Source organism: Funiculus sociatus GB2-C1 (assembly GCF_039962115.1).
GTDB lineage: Bacteria > Cyanobacteriota > Cyanobacteriia > Cyanobacteriales > FACHB-T130 > Funiculus > Funiculus sociatus.
Genome location: NZ_JAMPKJ010000095.1, coordinates 1 through 17978, shown reverse-complemented (window position 1 = coordinate 17978; position 17978 = coordinate 1). Strand labels below are relative to the sequence as shown.

Annotated in this window: 19 protein-coding genes; 8 read left to right on the top strand and 11 right to left on the bottom strand. The window is 45.5% G+C overall.

Going from position 1 to position 17978, the window contains the following annotated elements:
* Positions 1–264 precede the first annotated feature (264 nt).
* Positions 265–1038: an ion transporter gene (locus NDI42_RS26735; RefSeq protein ID WP_190460025.1), complete on the bottom strand. Its 774-nt coding sequence runs from the start codon at positions 1036–1038 to the stop codon at positions 265–267.
* A gap of 81 nt (positions 1039–1119) precedes the next feature.
* Here NDI42_RS26735 and NDI42_RS26730 point away from each other — a divergent pair, with 81 nt between their 5' ends.
* The 3 genes from NDI42_RS26730 to NDI42_RS26720 all read left to right on the top strand — a co-directional run bounded on the left by NDI42_RS26730 (position 1120) and on the right by NDI42_RS26720 (position 3365).
* Positions 1120–1614: a DUF427 domain-containing protein gene (locus NDI42_RS26730; RefSeq protein ID WP_190460023.1), complete on the top strand. Its 495-nt coding sequence runs from the start codon at positions 1120–1122 to the stop codon at positions 1612–1614.
* 143 nt (positions 1615–1757) lie between these two features.
* Entirely contained in the window at positions 1758–2588 is an 831-nt protein-coding gene (gene dapB / locus NDI42_RS26725) for a 4-hydroxy-tetrahydrodipicolinate reductase (protein WP_190460021.1), read from the top strand.
* A 63-nt stretch (positions 2589–2651) separates the two neighbouring features.
* Positions 2652–3365: a DUF8619 family protein gene (locus NDI42_RS26720; RefSeq protein ID WP_190460019.1), complete on the top strand. Its 714-nt coding sequence runs from the start codon at positions 2652–2654 to the stop codon at positions 3363–3365.
* A gap of 413 nt (positions 3366–3778) precedes the next feature.
* On the opposite strand, the gene NDI42_RS26715 is transcribed toward NDI42_RS26720, so the two are convergent.
* The 8 genes from NDI42_RS26715 to NDI42_RS26680 all read right to left on the bottom strand — a co-directional run bounded on the left by NDI42_RS26715 (position 3779) and on the right by NDI42_RS26680 (position 9119).
* Positions 3779–4408 carry a precorrin-8X methylmutase gene (locus tag NDI42_RS26715; RefSeq protein WP_190425375.1) on the bottom strand — a complete coding sequence of 210 codons (630 nt, stop codon included), beginning with the start codon at positions 4406–4408 and terminating at the stop codon, positions 3779–3781.
* A 175-nt stretch (positions 4409–4583) separates the two neighbouring features.
* Positions 4584–5387, bottom strand: a complete 804-nt coding sequence (locus NDI42_RS26710) for a TPM domain-containing protein (protein ID WP_190425372.1) — start codon at positions 5385–5387, stop codon at positions 4584–4586.
* 122 nt (positions 5388–5509) lie between these two features.
* Complete coding sequence (locus tag NDI42_RS26705) at positions 5510–6160, bottom strand: rhomboid family intramembrane serine protease (RefSeq protein ID WP_190460017.1); 651 nt, start codon at positions 6158–6160, stop codon at positions 5510–5512.
* A gap of 60 nt (positions 6161–6220) precedes the next feature.
* Positions 6221–6751, bottom strand: a complete 531-nt coding sequence (locus NDI42_RS26700) for a DUF948 domain-containing protein (protein WP_190460015.1) — start codon at positions 6749–6751, stop codon at positions 6221–6223.
* Complete coding sequence (locus NDI42_RS26695; RefSeq protein ID WP_190425363.1) at positions 6744–7121, bottom strand: YtxH domain-containing protein; 378 nt, start codon at positions 7119–7121, stop codon at positions 6744–6746. Before NDI42_RS26695 ends, NDI42_RS26700 begins: the two co-directional genes overlap by 8 nt.
* Positions 7122–7249: 128 nt before the next feature.
* Positions 7250–7606 (bottom strand): hypothetical protein, encoded by a 357-nt coding sequence (locus NDI42_RS26690; protein ID WP_190460013.1) that lies wholly within the window; start codon positions 7604–7606, stop codon positions 7250–7252.
* Between the two features lie 70 nt (positions 7607–7676).
* A complete protein-coding gene (locus NDI42_RS26685) occupies positions 7677–8477 on the bottom strand; it encodes a hypothetical protein (RefSeq protein WP_190460011.1) in 801 nt (266 codons plus the stop codon).
* A 111-nt stretch (positions 8478–8588) separates the two neighbouring features.
* A complete protein-coding gene (locus NDI42_RS26680) occupies positions 8589–9119 on the bottom strand; it encodes a choice-of-anchor C family protein (protein ID WP_190460009.1) in 531 nt (176 codons plus the stop codon).
* Positions 9120–9540: 421 nt separating this feature from the next.
* Here NDI42_RS26680 and NDI42_RS26675 point away from each other — a divergent pair, with 421 nt between their 5' ends.
* From NDI42_RS26675 to NDI42_RS26660, 4 genes are all read left to right on the top strand, one after another.
* Positions 9541–9957 carry a DUF4112 domain-containing protein gene (locus NDI42_RS26675; protein WP_190440315.1) on the top strand — a complete coding sequence of 139 codons (417 nt, stop codon included), beginning with the start codon at positions 9541–9543 and terminating at the stop codon, positions 9955–9957.
* Between the two features lie 522 nt (positions 9958–10479).
* Positions 10480–10860, top strand: coding sequence for a lipopolysaccharide assembly protein LapA domain-containing protein (locus tag NDI42_RS26670; protein ID WP_190460007.1), 381 nt, complete (start codon positions 10480–10482; stop codon positions 10858–10860).
* An 85-nt stretch (positions 10861–10945) separates the two neighbouring features.
* Positions 10946–11773: a segregation/condensation protein A gene (locus NDI42_RS26665; RefSeq protein WP_190460005.1), complete on the top strand. Its 828-nt coding sequence runs from the start codon at positions 10946–10948 to the stop codon at positions 11771–11773.
* Positions 11774–11969: 196 nt separating this feature from the next.
* On the top strand, positions 11970–13139 hold the full coding sequence (locus tag NDI42_RS26660; protein ID WP_190425338.1) for a nucleotidyltransferase family protein: 1170 nt from the start codon (positions 11970–11972) through the stop codon (positions 13137–13139).
* Between the two features lie 186 nt (positions 13140–13325).
* Here the strand turns inward: NDI42_RS26660 and NDI42_RS26655 are convergent, their stop codons facing one another.
* Complete coding sequence (locus NDI42_RS26655) at positions 13326–14150, bottom strand: ATP-binding cassette domain-containing protein (protein ID WP_190425335.1); 825 nt, start codon at positions 14148–14150, stop codon at positions 13326–13328.
* 241 nt (positions 14151–14391) lie between these two features.
* Entirely contained in the window at positions 14392–15363 is a 972-nt protein-coding gene (locus NDI42_RS26650; RefSeq protein ID WP_190460027.1) for a metal ABC transporter solute-binding protein, Zn/Mn family, read from the bottom strand.
* 347 nt (positions 15364–15710) lie between these two features.
* Between NDI42_RS26650 and NDI42_RS26645 the strand changes: the two genes are divergently transcribed.
* Positions 15711–17621 carry an iron uptake porin gene (locus tag NDI42_RS26645; protein ID WP_190460003.1) on the top strand — a complete coding sequence of 637 codons (1911 nt, stop codon included), beginning with the start codon at positions 15711–15713 and terminating at the stop codon, positions 17619–17621.
* Positions 17622–17978 lie beyond the last annotated feature (357 nt).

Below are 17978 nucleotides of genomic sequence, written 5' to 3'. Positions count from 1 at the left end.
GGTAGCATTTTTGTTAGATAGGTCTTGTTGACAATAACGGGCCTATTTTTCTTACCATAATTGGGTTAAACCTGTATACAGCTTGGATTCCGGGGCGCGTGTCACCCCCTCAGAAATTTTTTAGTATAAATAAGTAGAGCGTTTCTCAGTTGGGTGGAATATATCGCAGTTCTGACGTTCAGCCCATGTTGGTAGGGACATGGCAATGCCATGTCCCTAGAGATGTATCGTACCCAACCATTGAATTGCTATATATGTATCTAATTATTCCAAGCTTTTGCCGCAATTTTTGCAGAATCTAGCATCTGCATCATGGGTTGATAAACCGCAATTATTACACAGTGTTTCTACCTGATTTGTAGTTTTAACTAATCGCTTAATTAAATCTCCCAACTGCCAAGGGATTAGAGCAATTCCGGTAAAAATCATTAATACTGTTAGCAGGCGACCTGCTTCGGAAATTGGGGTAACGTCGCCAAATCCAACAGTAGTCATCGTCACTACTGAAAAATAATAAGCATCTAAAAACGTATTAAAGACTTTGGGATTTACTGGATGCTCGACTTGATAAATTAAGCCAGAGTAAACAAAGACGATGGCAAATAAAGTAAATAGTATTTGAGCGAAAATTACGCTATCTTCAGAAGTAATGCTACCAAGTAAAGTTTTCCCTTTGATAAATCGGATGAGCCGCAAAATTCGGAACCAGCGAAATATACGGATAAAACTGATATCTACTATGCCTAAGAAAAATGGTAATATAGCTAGTAAATCAATAATTGAATAAAAACTAATAAGAAACTTTTTCTTATCATTGGCATACCCCAAACGCAGCAAATACTCCCAGGCAAAAAGGAGTAAAATACAAAAATCTATAGTTTCAAGATTTAATCTGACATAATCTGGTATGGGATAAGTTTCTATAACGAAAATGGCTGAAGACAGTAGCACCAGTCCGGTAATGATGAGATTGAAAACTTTTCCGGCTGGGGTTTCAATGTCTTCTAGGTAAAATGCAATCCTTTTGGGCAGTAACATGTAATTAAAAAAGCTGATTTTTAAAGAGCAACGCAACACCTCTACAATAACGAGTGTGGTTTCAAGAGTAGAAAAGTCAAAATGAAACGCGATCGCATTCCCCCCGGCCCCGGTCAAGAATCAGTATGGGATTATCCGCGTCCGCCGCGTCTGGAAGAAACCCCCAAGCACATCCAGATTGTCTTCAATGGCGTAGCGATCGCAGATACCCACAAGGCACAGCGGGTACTAGAAACCAGCCACCCGCCCGTTTACTACCTTCCTCCCGAAGATATCAAGATGGAATACCTGGTGGGGGCAATTAAGGGTTCATTTTGTGAATGGAAAGGGAGTGCTATTTACTACACCGTCTCAGTTGGCGATAAACAAGCACCGAACGCAGCCTGGGGTTATCCCAATCCCACACCAACCTTTGCAGCTATTAAAGACTACATAGCCTTTTATGCCCAAATGATGGATGCTTGCTATGTCGATGGTGAAAAAGTGCAGCCGCAGCCTGGGGGTTTCTACGGCGGTTGGATTACCAGCGATATTGTAGGGCCATTCAAAGGCGAACCGGGAACCTGGGGCTGGTAGCGATCGCAAAATCTAGTAAGGCGCTATCTGAAGTGAAAAGTGCCTAATTCCAATTACCTTGAAAATACCCTGATTCAAAATCAGCCCACAGCGTTGCCCTTCTTGTTCTAAAATGCCCTTGTCAAGAAGGATATGCTTAAAGTATGACGAATCAACAATCTCCCATCCCCGTTGTTGTCAACGGTGCGGCTGGCAAAATGGGACGCGAAGTGGTCAAAGCCGTTGCACAAGCCAAAGATATGACCCTCTTGGGCGCAATAGACCGCACTCCGGAACATCAAGGTAAAGACGTTGGAGAAGTGGCAGGCTGCGGCCCTTTGGAAGTGCCGATTGTCAGCGACTTACAAGGGATGCTGGTGCTGGCGACACAGGAAAGAGAACAGGGAGTGATGGTAGAGTTTACCCATCCAGACTCAGTTTATGAGAACGTGCGGAGTGCGATCGCTTACGGCATTCGTCCCGTAGTTGGCACCACAGGCCTGAGTCTAGAGCAAATTCAAGACCTTGCCGACTTTGCGGACAAAGCCAGCACAGGTGCCTTGATTATCCCTAACTTCTCTATCGGCATGGTGTTGCTACAGCAAGCCGCTATCCAGGCATCCAAATACTTTGACCATGTTGAAATTATCGAGTTACACCACAACCAAAAAGCTGATGCCCCTAGCGGTACTGCCCTTCAGACTGCCCAATTGTTAGCTGAACTCGGTAAAACCTTTAACCCACCATCGGTAGAAGAAACTGAAAAACTACCAGGTGCCAGAGGTTCTCAAGCAGAGGAAGGGATTCGCATCCACAGCGTTCGTCTACCTGGTTTGATCGCCCATCAAGAAGTTATCTTTGGAGCATCTGGTCAAATTTATACTCTGCGCCACGATACCACAGACAGGTCGTGCTATATGCCTGGTGTTCTACTAGCCATCCGCAAAGTTACTCAACTCAAATCTTTAGTTTATGGTTTAGAAAAGATATTGTAAGTCGCTAATCGCAATTAGCAATCCTTCAACTAGCAATTCTCCAATTAGCAATTAGCTTTCCTCATGTTAGTCCCATTAACGCGCCAGAAATTTGAAGAGTTGATTCCCGTGATCGCCACAGGCCCGCAGTATGCGTACTACTGGGGTAAGTTTCAAGAGTTTTTAAAGCGACTGCTGATTTCAGTCCTCGTCGTTGTGGTGGTTTCACTCTTAGGTAATTTTGTTTTGGGCGAACAGTTGGGTGGGATAACCTTTTTCTTGGGAGTAATAGGTGGTCTTTACTGGCTTTGGGGGCCCATTTACTCGGCTAGTATGCGGAATGTTTCCTATCGTCGCTACCCTTACAGTGGATTCTGGCGGGGTGAGGTATTGGATGTTTTTGTTACAGAAGAATTGATTGGCGAGGAGCAAACTGTCAATAATCGCGGACAGCTGGTGATCATTGAAAATCGGGAACGACGACTGAATATAGAAGTCGGAGACGAAACCGGATTTACTACTCAGATCCAAGCGCCCCTAAAGAAGACTCATAAAGCAATTAAACCGGGGCAAATTGCAGAAATGGTAGTGCTATCAAATCAAAAAGATTTGGGACGCATTGCCAAATTCACAGACATTTATCTTCCCGACGAGAATCTGTGGGTAAGTGACTATCCTTACTTGCAACGAGGTTTCTTTGTCGATGTCAGCCGTCAGTTGCAGTACGCCGATGATGTTCCTTATCCTGAAGAGCCTAAAGAGCGTACTCAACGGCGTAAGCGATCGCGTCGTCCTTAATTCCTCAAATAAATAATCAGGATAACGCTCGTCATCCCTTTTGACCTTATCCCGAATTATTCAAGGGAAGGTTAAAAAAAAAATAGAGTTTCCCTTCGGAAATCGGAAAGTTGATACACAATTAAGGGAACCCCTAACGGAGAAAAGTAATGGCAAAGGAAAAGGGCGGTAGAGAAGCCAAAAAGCCTAAAAAGGAATCTGACGGGACTAAGAAGGAGAAGAAAGACCCGAACAGACATAACGGATTACCAGGTAAGTAATAAGGGCGAAGTTCCGCCTTCACGTTAGTCTCCAGGCTTAGTCTTGGAAATACCTGTCCAGAGTGCGATCGCACTCTGGATAGGCTTTCTTGGGGAGGTACTGCCTCCTAGCTCTTGTTACTCAGCTTGCACCCAATAACAAGAGTAACGAGTTTAGCCTACGCCATTAGGATCTTGTCCGTATGCCTGCCAAGCTAAGTCAACCAATCCGTTGACAATCGCCGCAGCTACTACTGCACTGCCCTTACGACCTTCAATCCGAATGTGAGGAACCAGAGAATCTTTCAGTCGATCTTTGGCGACATCCACATCTACAAATCCCGAAGGTGTACCAATTACTAACGCTGGTCTAATTTCCTCTGCCTCAATTAACTCTACAAGGGCAGTGAGAGCAGTCTGCGCCTGACCAACGACAAAAATTCCCTCAGGATAGCGTTTAGCTAGGGTTTCGATTCCCCAGGCAGCACGACTTTTTTCTTTTTGGGGGCGCGTCAGGGCTTCCATACTGCAATACACCGGATTAGCAAAAGTATTTTGGATAGTTGGTGTAATGCCGACTTGCACCATTGGCACATCTACGACAATGGTACTACGAGCCGCTAAAGCTGCTGCACCAGCTTGGAGCGCACGTTCAGAAAAACGTATTAAAGACATATATTCAAAGTCGGCGGTTGCGTAAATCACCCGGCGGACAATCTCATATTCTGCCGGGGAAAAGATGTGGTCGCCCATTTCCCGGTCGATAATTGCCAAACTTTGGGCATCTGTTACGTGCCATTCCATAGCCATCAGCAAGAAGGGGATGAAAAAGTTATGAGTTATGAGTTGTGAGTTATGAGCTATGAGTTATGGGTTATAAATTAATAACTCAAAGACGCGATAAATCGCCGTCTCTACAACTCCTCACTCCTAACTCTTCACTCCTAACTCCTAAATATCACCTTCCACCTTACACCCTTTAGGTTTCGGAAGCCGTAGAGTTACTGATCATTGGCGAGAGGTAAGCTACTAAGGCACCGATCATGAAACCTGCGAAGTTGCGAAACAGAGGCAGCCACTCGGAGGTACGAGAGATAACTGGGCCAATGCCAAAGGCAATGAACAAAATTCCCCACAGTGGGGAGAAGATTAAAGCCCACTGCCATGCAAAAATCTGCCCTTCTTTGCGGGGGATAGCGGCAAAGCCACAGATAACTCCACCAACTATGGAGGTAATCAGGGTGAGAATCCACTGCTCTCTGGGCAGTCCGGGGACAACGCGGCAACCACCTTGAACCAGACAACCTTTGATGGATTCTAAGGATTGAATGATTGACTGGTCTTCGCCGTTTTCGCGGACAAAGTACAGATTACCAAAGCGCGTCTGTAACTCGATCCAGAAGGTACGAGGCATGAGCTTATAAACTTCATCGCCTACATTAAAGTTGAGGATATTGCCGCCCCTTTGGTCAGCAACTAGCAGGATACTTTTATCATCCAGACCCCAGAAATCTTTTACGGCACGACCGGGGGTGCGGTCATACTGGGTTAAAACTCGCAGTTTCCAGCCAGTTTCAGCTTCAAATTCTTCTATATTTTTGACAAGTGCCTCTTCCTGAATGTTGGTGAGGGCTTTAGCTAAGTCTATTACTGGGGTTGGGGTTTCGGGCAGTAAGTCGGGGTTGTTATAGGCGTGTGCTACAGGAGCGATCGCCCATATGGACATTGCCAAAATAAAGGCGACTAGAGATGCCAGAAGTCGTTTTGGGAAAATATGCGGCATTGGCAATTTGATTTTTTTATATACGGACTGGTTAGGTAAACTCATATTTCTTAACACTTGTTTACCTTCCTTTAATACTATGCCATCTAATTGAGTCTCCTCAAATAGCGATCGCCCTCAGATTACCCGCCTTTACCCTGGTGCTTTTTCTCCAGCCGCATCAACCCCATAATCAGCGCCACCCCCACAGCAGCACCACCCAGGTGAGCGAAATGGTCTACGCCGTCTCTCGCCCCCGTCTGTCCGAACTCGAAAAATACTCGTTCAACAACAAACTGCCCCAGAATCAGCACTTCCAGAATTTTTCGCCAATTCCAGCTCAACTTAATCAACACGCTGACGGCGAACAACCCAAAGACTGCTCCCGACGCTCCCAAAGAATAAATTCCCCCCGGTTGAAAAAGCCAGCTCATTAGGCTAGCTCCCAGTCCACATATTAAGTAAGAGCCAACAACCCCTAAAAGGCCTTCCTCTTCCTCAACTAAGCGACCAAAGATGTAAAGAAAAAACAGATTTCCCGACAAGTGCGCCCAGCTTGCGTGAGAAAACATTGCCGTAAAAAATTGATACCAGGCTGGGTTGGAATGGTTCAGAGCCAGGGTGCTAGTAAGAGCAATGCCGGGTATATTGCCAACAATAAATATCAGCAGGTTGATTGATATCAGGGCAAAAACACCGTTGTATTGATAATTCCGCCAGGGGGAATGCCGATTATCATCTAACAGCCTGTCAGTGGCGGAATTGGCAGACTGTGAGTTTCTATCGTTTCTCATGATTAAAGAGTGTTGAGTTAGTTGCTAATTCACTGACAAAGCTGCTGATTCCATAGCCCTCTAATCTTCTGAGTCTGGCTGCTCCCGCTCCCATTCCTCATAATGTCCATTGGAAGGAGAGGCGTTGTTAGGTTTAGGGTCTTGATAAGAAGCATCGCGGTAGCCACGCATCCCAACGGTATTTCTGTGGCTTGGTGGCAGACGATCCATCGACCGACGGGCCGAGGTGGGACGCTTGAAGGTTCTCCAAGCCGCCTTGATACCCGCAAAAACGCTCTTGGTGCCAAGTTCGATATTTTGAGCCTGCTTTTTGGCACCGCTGATGCTTTGATCGACTTGTTTAACAACTTGACCAGCGCTTTTAACGCCTTCACCGACATCATCTGTCAAGTCAGTAATTTCCATACCTGTCAGACGAATTGCCTCCAGGGTTGGCGGCAATTCTCGGCGCAGAGTGTCAGCCAACTTTTCTAGACTTCTGGCTGCCCGCGCTAACTCCTGCACTGCTGGCAGTAGCGTGATTAAGACTGCGGTTAAGCTGACGGCAACCAGTAGAATTGAGAGTCCAAGCCAAAATAAGGGTTCAGTCACTTAACGTTCGCCTATCGTCTGTGGTTACAAGAGGACGGACATCAGGTTCTAATTCTGCCCCCGGTGTTTGCTTAAGCGCTTGTTGTTCGCGTTGAGTAGCTTCAATCCCCGCTGCGATCGCTTGCCGCAATCTGATCAGCGTCTCATCCCAGTTTTTCAGTGCTGATTCTGAGAGGCGATCGGCTTGCAACTGCACGCTGGTTGATAAATCTTCTGCTAACTCCGGTAAGGCATCGGCAGATTTTTTCAACAGCTGTCGCGTCTCACGACCATTGCGGGGCGCAATCAGTAACCCGGTTATTGTTCCGATAGCGGTGCCTAGTAACACACCACCAATAAATGATCCAGATCCAGCACGGTTGTTTGACATCTTCTAGTCTCTATGTCTTACTCCAATTCTATTCAGTTTTCCCGTTAATACTGATATGTTGCCCACAGAACAAGGCAATCGTCCAATCTTTGTTTTGAACAATTGCCCCAATCTTAACAGTGGTGGTTTCAACTTCTGCGCCAGAAGCGTACCCCTGTTGCTACCGATTTCGGCTTACCCCGCAGCCAGAACTTTCTGCCTAGGCTGAATAATCCTAAAACTTGTTGCACTCGTTGTAGTTGAGGATCGAGTTGCTGATATTGCTGTCCTAGCCGCAATGCCCCCGTTTGACCTTTAGAAATGGCATTGGGGGCATTATGCAGCACTTTGTAGGTGGTGCGTTCGGCGGCAATTATTTTATCTGCTATTTTTGCTAGACGCGATCGCAATTTAATTATTACCCAGGCACTATACAAGAGCACCAGCGAGATCAGCACGTTAAAACCCACAGCGATCGCGATCATCTTCCAATTTCCAGGTGACACACCCTTCTATTCTGGCGAATCTAGACACGGTTTTGCCTCAATTTTCTGAGAAAACCCTTGTCAGTAAAAATTACTTGGGCGTTGCGAGAGAACGCTTTACTTGTGAAATTGCAGTTAATGCACCAAATGCTAACAGTGCTACCGTCGAAGAACTTTCGGGAATCAAAGCTGTATTATTCCTAGTTGCAATTGTAAATTTAGTTACTAACCCAGTTGTATCGTCAGTACCAGTAGAAGCACTAGGATCGAAACTAAACACGCGAGATATAGAATCTCCAAAGGTATTTTCCGAATCAAATGCAGTTGTCCTAGTGAAAGAGAAGGTTCTCACATCAAGCAACAAGTTGCCTTGATTTGGGTCATAAAAAAATGGATTTTGTAAATCAATAACGATATCAAAATCTTTTGGTTGGTTTGGAGCGCCAATATCCGCACTAGAGAGTAAAAGCTCCCCGTTATAGACTATTGTTTCATCATCTCCAACATTTTCGGCAAAGGTTGTGCTTAAAGCATCTGGAAATAAACTGGTTGTGGAAAGATTAATTTGGATATTTGGAATAATGGATGAAAAAGCATTACCCGCTCGTCCTGCATCGGGGCGAAAAGCAATTTCAGTAATCAATCCTGGTTCTATACTTAAAAAGTCAGGAGCTGCAAAAACTTGTTGATATCGTATTCCTACAGGAGAAACAAGGAAGTTATTAAAAGGGATATTATTATTTCCATTCCCCTCTATGTTAGTTGACCTAATTGGAGAGAAAATTGTCGCTTTTGCTATATTTCTACTTTCTAAAAGCCCTACTCCAAGCACTAAGCTGGCAATAATTGCTACTTTACCCGCAACCCCAGATAATTTGTGGCGACTAACCATTATAGCTTCCTTTCCTTTGAGATAGTGTTACTCATCTTGAACTTGATACAGGAATACGACACACCTCTGAAGAAAGACTTTCTGAATTGACAAATAACAGTTGTCAACTTCTCAAGCTAATACAACCAATACACTATCAAGTGCAGGGCCCCAAGAACCACCGGATGTATTCAGGCTAAAAAACTCAAGAGTTGTCTTGTTAGATTGCGCCATAAACATCCATCTTTTAGTTTCCCAGCCCATATTCGTTGGAGTGCGGCCAGAAATGTTAAATGCAAAATTAGTTGATTGCCCTGCCGCTGTTACACCCAACAGCTTAATTGGAGGCGCACCCAACGGGTTTCCAGCCAGACTAAAGGTAACAACGTAACTTTCACCAGGTACTGTGTCAAATGTTTGTGCAATTCCGCCAGCACCTGCACCGTCAAGATCCAGACTGCGATCGCCATTAGCAGCTTGCCATAGTGTGCCTACATAATCAATAGGCGCTCGTGTCACAACCCATCCTTGAATTACTGTTGACCCTGGATTGAGTTTTAAGGATTGTCCTGGGCTAGGGCCGTTTTGGAAGCTGCCGTTGATAATTAGGTTTCTACTCCGAGTGGCTCTATTTCGTCTTGTAGATTCTGTCGAAACAGTCATATCTAAAGCCCTCATTAAAAAAAATAAAAACGGTTAATTCAAAATGCTTATCACTACTAATATTCAATCTCACCTTAATATTCAGCTATCTATAGAAAGAACACTCGATTTTTATTAATCCACCTAAGGGCTGATATTTTAAGGGAACCTATAGCATAGCAATCCTATTTGAGTTCTGATGTCCTAGCACTTCAGATCCCCGACTTCTTAGAGAAGTCTGGGATCTCGCATTCCCGAATCATTTGGGACTGCTATATTAGTTTTTAGTTTAGTTTAATAAACCAAAGCCACCTAGACAGGGATAGGTGAGCATTGCCTACACACTCCAGTCGAGGTATAGCTTTGGATTGGTTGGGTGCAATTGTATATTATTCCTCGCGGTACAAGACGAGCGTCTATTTAGGGTGCCAAAATCAAAAATATGAATACTGCTGAACGCATTGCTACTCTTAATCGCATCCGTAAGCTTAGCCGCCTGATGGATACAGCCATCGGTATTCCAGGGACACGTTTTCGGATTGGTTTAGATCCAATAATTGGTTTAGTCCCAGGCGCAGGAGATATTGTAAGTACAACATTTTCCGCTTATATTATCTTTTTAGCTGCTAAATTCCGGATACCGGGTGAAGATTTAAGACGAATGATTTTCAATATTTCTTTGGAAGCTGTCGTTGGCACGGTGCCTTTGGTGGGTGACTTGTTCGATGCTTATTACAAGTCAAATATCCGTAATTTAGCAATTTTGGAAAAACATCTTGAGGCAGTTGAACCAGAAGTTGTTGAAATTGCATCTGAAATGAATCCATTAGACACTAACCCTCTGGGTAAAGTGCTATAGAAATCAGAGATGCTTATTAATAATAGAGTTTAGATGTTGGATTTTTTCCTTTGCCGTAGTTGCTATTGGCGTTTTTAAGTTAATGCCGCGCTTAGGAAAAATATTAATTATAAAAGTGAAGTTCCCACGTTGATACAAAGATTGGCTGGTTTCACTAGCATCTTTAAACAATCATAAAATTAATTTTTGCTAATTTTAAACGAATTTATTTCCTAATCTCTCGTTTCCAGGTTCTACTGAGGAATGCTTTGCAAGAGGCGGTTGCGTTAGGCTGACTTGGTTTGTAAAGCATTGAGGTGACAAGTCCTGTGGGCTTATCGGAGAATTATTGGCATTGTCAGGATAGATACCACCGCTTCGCAACATTTTCTGTTGCCAACTGAGGTGAGGAAACGAGAAAATAAGCTGAATACAGGCGCTGCGGTAGGTTAACTTGAGATGGAAATCGGGTTTTCTTGGCAATTTAGGCATTGCTACCCGGTAAACTTTTTAAGTAAGTGTGGTTGTTGAGGAGTATAAATTATGCGGCAAATTAATTTCTTGATAATCTTTGCGCTAATCCTTGCCCTGGTTTTATTCAGCTTAGAAAATACTGCACCCGCTGCTATTCAAATTGTCGAAGGTGTGCAGGTGCAAGCGCCCATCTGTATTGAACTGATTCTGGCGATGGGCGTGGGCGCGATTCTCGCTTGGCTGTTTAGCATCTGGACGCGGCTGCTACGCGGGATAGAGTCTGGAAAACAAATGCGCCAGATGCGTTCTAAGGACGAGCGTATTCAGGAATTAGAGCAAAATATTGCCCAACGTCAAGCAGAACTGGAAGAAAAACAAAGTATGTCCCTTAGTGCTACTCTCCAAGAGCAAGATGCAGAGACAACAAAAGCCTTTGCACAGTCCATTTAACTTGTTGGGAAAAGGGTCTAGGGGCAAAAGGAGGGATTAGGATATTTCCCAATTCCCCATTCACAATCCAAAATCCAAAATTCATATGACAGCCCAACCAGCCCAAGAAGCGATCGCCCTCCTCATCGATCTCGCCCAGCGAGGAGAAATTGACCCTTGGGATGTTCAGGTGATTGAGGTAATTGACAAATGCCTATTGGAACTAGAGAAATTGGGCGATAAGCATTCTGGCACCTGTGAAGTAGAACTGTCTCACTCCGGACAGGCTTTTTTGTATGCTTCCATGCTGGTGTTACTCAAGGCGGACACGCTGTTTTCCCAAGCATCAACAGCAGACGATCCCGAACTGGACGACACCGATGCACAAGAGGTTGCTGATGCTGTCAGAAGCTTACCAGTAAAGCTGGAGCGACATTTGCGCCGACGCGGGACTGCGATGCCTCCTTCTAGCCGTCGTGTGACGCTGCAAGAATTAATTGACCAAATACAGCAGATGGCAGATGCACTAGAAGAAAAACCTTCTCGCCGTGCTACGAAAGACCCACTTTATCGCGTCTCCCAGTCTCGCGCCCAAGCTGCAAAAGCGATCGCTGCTTTGGCTCACCAAGAAAATCTTACCGAAACGGCAGCCCAGTTAGACGTGTTTTTGAGCCACTATCGTCCCCAAATGTCACTTGGTCAGGATTGGCTAGAGCTAGAGGAGCTGGTAGAGTTATGGGCAGGGGTGAAGCAACACTCAGAAAAGTTAAACGGTCAGGCATCGCCACCAGAGGCGTATGCTGTGCCAAAACGACATGACCGAGTGGGCGTTTTTTGGGCGCTGCTGTTACTATCAGCTCAGTCTAAAGTAGAGCTAGCCCAAGAAGAGTTCTACCAAGACCTGAAAATCCGTACTCTAGTGACTGGGGACTAGCGACTGGTTGTATTGGTTGTACTGGGAACTAAAAATTCTCTTTTAGCCAATGCCTATCGCCTACAAGGAAACTTGTAGAACATCTACAGAGTCGGTAGATTACAATGTTTGTCCGTCCATCCCTTATTCTTTAAGGGATGGAGATTCAGCTAAATGCAATAAAACTAAAGTGGCATAGGATTGAGGAAAAATATTCATGAAAGCCATGATTCTGGCAGCTGGTAAGGGTACTCGCGTTCGTCCTATTACCTACACCATTCCCAAACCTTTGATTCCGATCCTGCAAAAACCAGTGATGGAGTTTTTAGTGGAACTCCTAAGGCAGCATGGGTTTGACGAGATCATGGTCAATGTCAGCCACCTTGCTAATGAGATTGAAAGTTATTTCCGCGATGGTCAGCGTTTTGGCGTACAGATTGGCTACTCTTTTGAAGGGAAGATTGAAGAAAACGGCGATCTCGTAGGAGAGGCTATAGGATCTGCTGGGGGAATGCGGCGTATTCAGGACTTTTCTCCTTTTTTTGACGATACTTTTGTAGTTTTGTGCGGAGATGCCCTAATTGATCTTGATCTGACAGCAGCAGTAAAGTGGCATCGAGAAAAGGGCGCGATCGCTACTATCGTCATGAAAACCGTCCCGCGAGAAGAAGTTTCTAGCTACGGTGTCGTCGTCACGGACGAGGACGGACGAGTTAAAGCTTTTCAAGAAAAGCCCTCGGTGGAAGAAGCTCTCAGCACTAACATCAACACTGGTATTTATATTTTTGAGCCAGAAGTGTTGAAGTACATCCCCTCTGGCGTTCAATATGACATTGGTAGCGACCTGTTTCCCCAGTTAGTAGCGATGAATGCCCCTTTCTACGCGATTCCAATGGATTTCCAGTGGGTGGATATTGGAAAAGTGCCGGACTACTGGCAGGCAATTCGCAGCGTACTACTGGGAGAAGTAAAAAATGTCGCCATTCCCGGACACGAAGTGGCTCCCGGTATCTACACTGGCTTGAATGTTGCCGTGAACTGGGACAAAGTTGATATTACAGGCCCCGTCTATATCGGCGCTATGACCCACATTGAAGATGGAGCCAAAATAGTAGGCCCCACCATGATTGGGCCAAATTGCTGGGTGTGTAGCGGCGCGAAAGTGGAAAACAGCGTAATTTTTGAATACTCCCGCTTGGGAGAAGACGTGCGCCTGGTAGATAAGTTGGTGTTTGGACGCTACTGCGTGGATAAAACTGGTGCCACGATTGATGTCCAAGCAGCAGCGTTAGATTGGCTAATTACTGACGCTCGTCAGGTGCGACCATCTGAACCCCCAGCAGAACGGCAAGCGATCGCTGAACTGCTCAAAAGAGAGGCCATTTAGTCATTAGTCATTAGTCATTAGTTCATAGCTTTTGACTAATGACTACCTGCTGGGCTGAAAACTTTGTTTAGTAGCAATTGGCACCTTCGGGCAGCCTTGGTAGGGACATGGCATTGCCATGTCCCTACAGATGTATCGCACCCAACCCTTGAATTGCTGTAGTGAATTACTTTAATGCGGGGAGTGTCAACCGTGATGATGGTGATAGCGACTGAAGGCAGGGCCATAGGTAGCTAAAAGGTTTTGTGGAGAAAGGGCAATATCGGGCGTGCCAGTGCAAACGACAGTTTGGTTGAGACACAGAACGCGATCGCAATGTCGGCTCACCATATCAATATCGTGGGAAACCTGCAACACTGTCCAGTTTCGCTCCCGCTTAAGTTCATTTAGCAAGGTATAAAAATCTGCTGCCCCTTGTACGTCCACACCAGCAAACGCTTCATCCAGCACCAGCAGTTGACGAGGCATCACCAAGCAATAAGCCAACAATACTCGCTTTAGTTGTCCGCCGCTGAGAGTGCCGATGGCTTGATGGCGCAGGTGGTAGGCATCCACACGTTTGAGCGCGGATGCGATCGCATCTATCTTTTCTCCATCTTCCCACCACAGCCTTCGCCAAAAGGGTGTATTCCCTTTGTGACTGGGGAGATTCCCATGAAGGCTTTTGCTTTCCTTAACCCATCCCAACCCCACCAATTCCCCAACAGAGATGGGAAAACTGCGGTCAAAAATAAAATTTTGCGGCATATAGCCCAGCAAATGACACAGATGCCCCAATCTTTCCACTGGACGATCAAAAATCTCAATCTTTCCAGCAGTTCGCTCAATCAATCCTAGAATCGCCTGCACCAGCGTACTTTTACCCGCACCATTCGGCCCCACCACTGCTGTGTCAGTTCCAGGCAGCAATTCAAAAGAGACATCCCGCAACGCCAGATAGTTGCCTTGATAAACAGTCAAGCCATCCACCTTCAAAATCGGGTGTTGGCAATTTAGATTTTCTGAATTCACAACTCAACACTCAAAACTTCCAGCTCAAACCCAAAACTCCTCTCTTTTAAATCAAGTCTGTAGAATTGCCCATAATAAAAAGACCTCTCTCCAACTTTGTCCCAAGCCATAGTCGCCCTCCTCTACCCCCTCATTCCCCCGTTCCGAGGGTAGGACACAGGAGGAAGCCTTTTATTCGTGAGAGGGGTTGGGGAGAGGTTCCCTGGGAATAATGGGTAACTTACCGGACATGATATAACTCCTAACTTTCCTTACACGCAGCTTCAATAGTTTGCAGATTGTTTCTCATCGCTCTAAAGTAATGATCCGGATCTTGCGGGCCATTTTCCAGAGGATCGATGGGACGCAGGGTTAAGTTTAAGTCTTGGGAAAGACTTTGCAGCAATTTGTTGTCAGTTCCCGGTTCCCCAAGCAAAGCTTTCACCTTATGCTGTTTCACTGCTCCCACTGCCTTTTGTACATCAGCAGGCGAGAGGCTATCTTCTGGAATCTGGACAACCGCAACCTGTTTAAGTTGGTAGCGTTTAGCTAAGTACGGGTAAGCATCGTGAAAGGTGACATAAGTGCAACCGCGATAAGGTTGCAACCGTTGCTGAAATTCTTTGTCTAAGGCTTCTAGCTGCTGAATGTAAGCAGCTGCGTTAGCCTCGTAAGTAGTTTGGTTTCCCGGATCGGCTGCGACTAAACCATCCCGAATATTCTCAACTTGCTGTTTTGCTAAGGATGGATCTAGCCAAACGTGGGGATTACCTCCGGCGTGTTCGTGATCGCCTTTTTCTTCGGCGTGGTCGTGGTCGGTTTCTTCTAGGGTTTTAATACCTTTACTTGCCTCAATCTCTTTTAGGCTGCTATTTCCGGCGTTTTTGACTGTTTCTTTGAGAAATTCTTCCAAACCCAAACCGTTTTTCACCAGCACATTTGCTTGCGCGATCGCTTGCACGGCTGCTGGTGTCGCTTGATACTCATGCACTTCTGAACCAGGTGGTACTAAAATATCTACCTGTGCCTTGTCACCAGCAACTGCCTTGGTAAACCAGTACATCGGCAAAAAGGTTGTCACTATTTTTACTGTCTCGCCACTTTTTGCTGCTGGCGGCGAAGCTGTCTGATTTTGAGACTGTGCCGTAGATTCCGTTTGAGTGCATCCATTAGCAGCTAATATCGGCAGCAAAGCTCCCAAAAATAGCCCAATTCTGCCCGGATGATGTCGCATATGAGGGCGTGTCACAATTTTTCCCCTTAAGTTGTAAATATCTTTTTTTTGAGAATGAGTCTTGTTCTACTATATGAGAATCAGTCTCATTTTAGTACGATGTTACTGTCGGCGATGAGATTTTGCGAAAGTAATGCCCTAGTGGAGGATTGCAAAATTCTCAAAAAATCAGAACAATTACATTGGTGTGAAAATAGGCATAATTTCTCGGTAGCAACTGATACTTTGCAGTTGAACAGGACAAGCTACGGGCAAAATAAAGAATAAATTTTGTCCATAAGCTGCCTCTAGGCAGTAATGGGGTCAAAATCTGAGAATCTTAAACGGGTGTGAGGAGTTAAAAAAGAATGTTAAAGAGCTTGTGGAATGCTCTGCTGGTAAGCCCAGCTGTTTTGGGTGCGATCTTGTTGATTGGTGCTGGTGCGATCGCGTCTGAAAGCTCAGATGTTATCCAAGGTACAAGCTTAGAGGTTTCAGATGCTAACGCAGATTATAAGGTAGCTAATATTACTGAAGATGATGTAAGAGAGGCAGTAGAAACACCGAATTTGGTTACTGACAATCAACCATCAACAATCAAAAGAGTGGTTCCAAGTTCAGAAATCGTGGCTGATAGCAATCAACCATCAACCACAAATGCTGATGTGTTAGAACAAATCGATGTTTATAGCGATCGCGTTAGTGAAGATTCGCTGGAACAGGTGACGAATGTTTCTCAGTTGCGGGACGTACAACCGACAGACTGGGCGTATGAAGCACTGCGAAGTCTTGTCGAACGCTACGGCTGTATTGCAGGATATCCTGATGGCACATTTCGCGGCAATCGGGCGCTATCGCGTTATGAATTTGCTGCTGGGTTGAATGCCTGTCTGTTGCAAATTGAGAAATTAATTGCCGCCAGCACAGCTGATTTTGTCACCAAAGAAGATTTAGCCACGTTGCAACGGCTGATTGATGAATTTGGCACAGAATTGGCGACTTTACGGACGCGAGTAGATAATCTAGAAGGTCGTACCAAATTCTTAGAAGAAAATAACTTTTCCACCACCACCAGACTGGAAGGAGAAGTTATCTTTGGGCTGGCAAGTATCTTAACCGGAGAAGATGCCACAGGCGATGATATTGACAGCGTGACAGTTTTTGGTCATAGATCGCGCCTTAACTTTGAAACCAGCTTCACCGGAAGAGACGTTTTGAGAACGCGGCTGCAAGCAGAAGGATTGGGTTCTCTTGCCGAACGTACCCTAACGCCAGAAGGTCAGCTAGCTTTCTCTGGAGAAGCAGACAATGATATTTTTGTCGATGCTTTGCTTTACGCTTTTCCCCTCGGCGAAAACACAGAGGTTGTAATTGCCGCTAATGCTGGTGCTTCGGATGACTTTGCCAGTACCGTCAATTTCCTAGACGGCGACGGCGCAACGGGCGCACTGTCGGCCTTTGGAACGCGCAACCCGATTTATTATCTAGCTGAAGGTGCCGGGATCGGGGTAAGACATCAGTTAGGTAATAGACTGGAAATCAGCTTAGGTTATTTAGCTGGTGATGCTGCGAACCCAGAAGAGGATGGGGGTTTGTTCAATGGCCCTTACGCTGGTTTTGCACAGCTGCTGATCAAGCCAAGCGATCGCTTGAATATTGGCTTAACTTACATTCATTCCTACAACAACAATGACACTGGGACTGGCAGTAATCTAGCTAACTTCCAAGGTGGACTTTCTCGCTTCTTCGACCGAGATGCTGGCGGTTCCTCGGTAGGCGATACTTTGGGTAGCTTAGGTTTCAGTACCGGACTCCCCCTAGTTAGTAATTCTTATGGTTTGGAGTTGTCTTGGCAATTAAGCGATCGCTTTGTTATCGGTGGTTGGGCTGGTTACACTAACACTCGCAACCTCTCCACCTTAGGTGGGTTAATTGACCGTGGCGATGTTGACATCTGGAACTGGGCTATTACTTTAGCATTCCCCGACCTTGGTAAAAAAGGCAACTTGGGCGGTCTGATTGTCGGGATGGAACCGAAAGTAACTAACTCCACCATAGATGTAAATCTAGGCGTAGTAGCTCTATTACCTCCAAATATACCCCTACCCCCAGTTGGAGAAAATGACGACACTTCACTGCACGTTGAAGCGTTTTACCAATATCAAGTGACAGAAAATGTCTCCATCACCCCTGGAGTTATTTGGCTTACCGCTCCCGATCACAACTCGCGCAATAATGATATTGTGATCGGTACGATCCGCACTACCTTTACTTTCTAGTCAGTTGTCTGTGACGCAGGTATTCTGCCTGCGTCATCGATTCTTTTTTGCCGCAATGCTCTTCCGTGTCAATTTAAGAACTTGGCGGTTAAAACCGCACCTACACAAACAAAAACCGGATGGTGCGCGAGGTTCAAAAGTCTTAATTTTCCGTTAGTCCGCGCAGGCGGACTTGGTTTTTGTAGCCGCGAATTCATTCGCCGGGGCTTAAGTTGACACCAATGCAGGCGGACTTGGTTTTTGTCTCACCGTTCGCTCATTTGGATGACCCAGTAGCCAAATAACCAGCCTTAAGTGTAGTCTGACTAAGCAATTACAGGATTTGGCAGACGCTTTAGGGGGCGGAGATTGAAGAGA

Excerpts from the sequence above, each read along its gene's own strand:
- NDI42_RS26650 (WP_190460027.1), bottom strand. The coding sequence starts at position 15,363 with ATGCGACATCATCCGGGCAGAATTGGGCTATTTTTGGGAGCTTTGCTG.
- NDI42_RS26730 (WP_190460023.1), top strand. The coding sequence starts at position 1,120 with ATGAAACGCGATCGCATTCCCCCCGGCCCCGGTCAAGAATCAGTATGG.
- NDI42_RS26670 (WP_190460007.1), top strand. The coding sequence starts at position 10,480 with ATGCGGCAAATTAATTTCTTGATAATCTTTGCGCTAATCCTTGCCCTG.
- NDI42_RS26705 (WP_190460017.1), bottom strand. The coding sequence starts at position 6,160 with ATGAGAAACGATAGAAACTCACAGTCTGCCAATTCCGCCACTGACAGG.
- NDI42_RS26645 (WP_190460003.1), top strand. The coding sequence starts at position 15,711 with ATGTTAAAGAGCTTGTGGAATGCTCTGCTGGTAAGCCCAGCTGTTTTG.
- NDI42_RS26660 (WP_190425338.1), top strand. The coding sequence starts at position 11,970 with ATGAAAGCCATGATTCTGGCAGCTGGTAAGGGTACTCGCGTTCGTCCT.
- NDI42_RS26685 (WP_190460011.1), bottom strand. The coding sequence starts at position 8,477 with ATGGTTAGTCGCCACAAATTATCTGGGGTTGCGGGTAAAGTAGCAATT.
- dapB (WP_190460021.1), top strand. The coding sequence starts at position 1,758 with ATGACGAATCAACAATCTCCCATCCCCGTTGTTGTCAACGGTGCGGCT.
- NDI42_RS26665 (WP_190460005.1), top strand. The coding sequence starts at position 10,946 with ATGACAGCCCAACCAGCCCAAGAAGCGATCGCCCTCCTCATCGATCTC.
- NDI42_RS26675 (WP_190440315.1), top strand. The coding sequence starts at position 9,541 with ATGAATACTGCTGAACGCATTGCTACTCTTAATCGCATCCGTAAGCTT.
- NDI42_RS26715 (WP_190425375.1), bottom strand. The coding sequence starts at position 4,408 with ATGGAATGGCACGTAACAGATGCCCAAAGTTTGGCAATTATCGACCGG.
- NDI42_RS26680 (WP_190460009.1), bottom strand. The coding sequence starts at position 9,119 with ATGACTGTTTCGACAGAATCTACAAGACGAAATAGAGCCACTCGGAGT.
- NDI42_RS26710 (WP_190425372.1), bottom strand. The coding sequence starts at position 5,387 with ATGCCGCATATTTTCCCAAAACGACTTCTGGCATCTCTAGTCGCCTTT.
- NDI42_RS26720 (WP_190460019.1), top strand. The coding sequence starts at position 2,652 with ATGTTAGTCCCATTAACGCGCCAGAAATTTGAAGAGTTGATTCCCGTG.
- NDI42_RS26695 (WP_190425363.1), bottom strand. The coding sequence starts at position 7,121 with ATGTCAAACAACCGTGCTGGATCTGGATCATTTATTGGTGGTGTGTTA.
- NDI42_RS26735 (WP_190460025.1), bottom strand. The coding sequence starts at position 1,038 with ATGTTACTGCCCAAAAGGATTGCATTTTACCTAGAAGACATTGAAACC.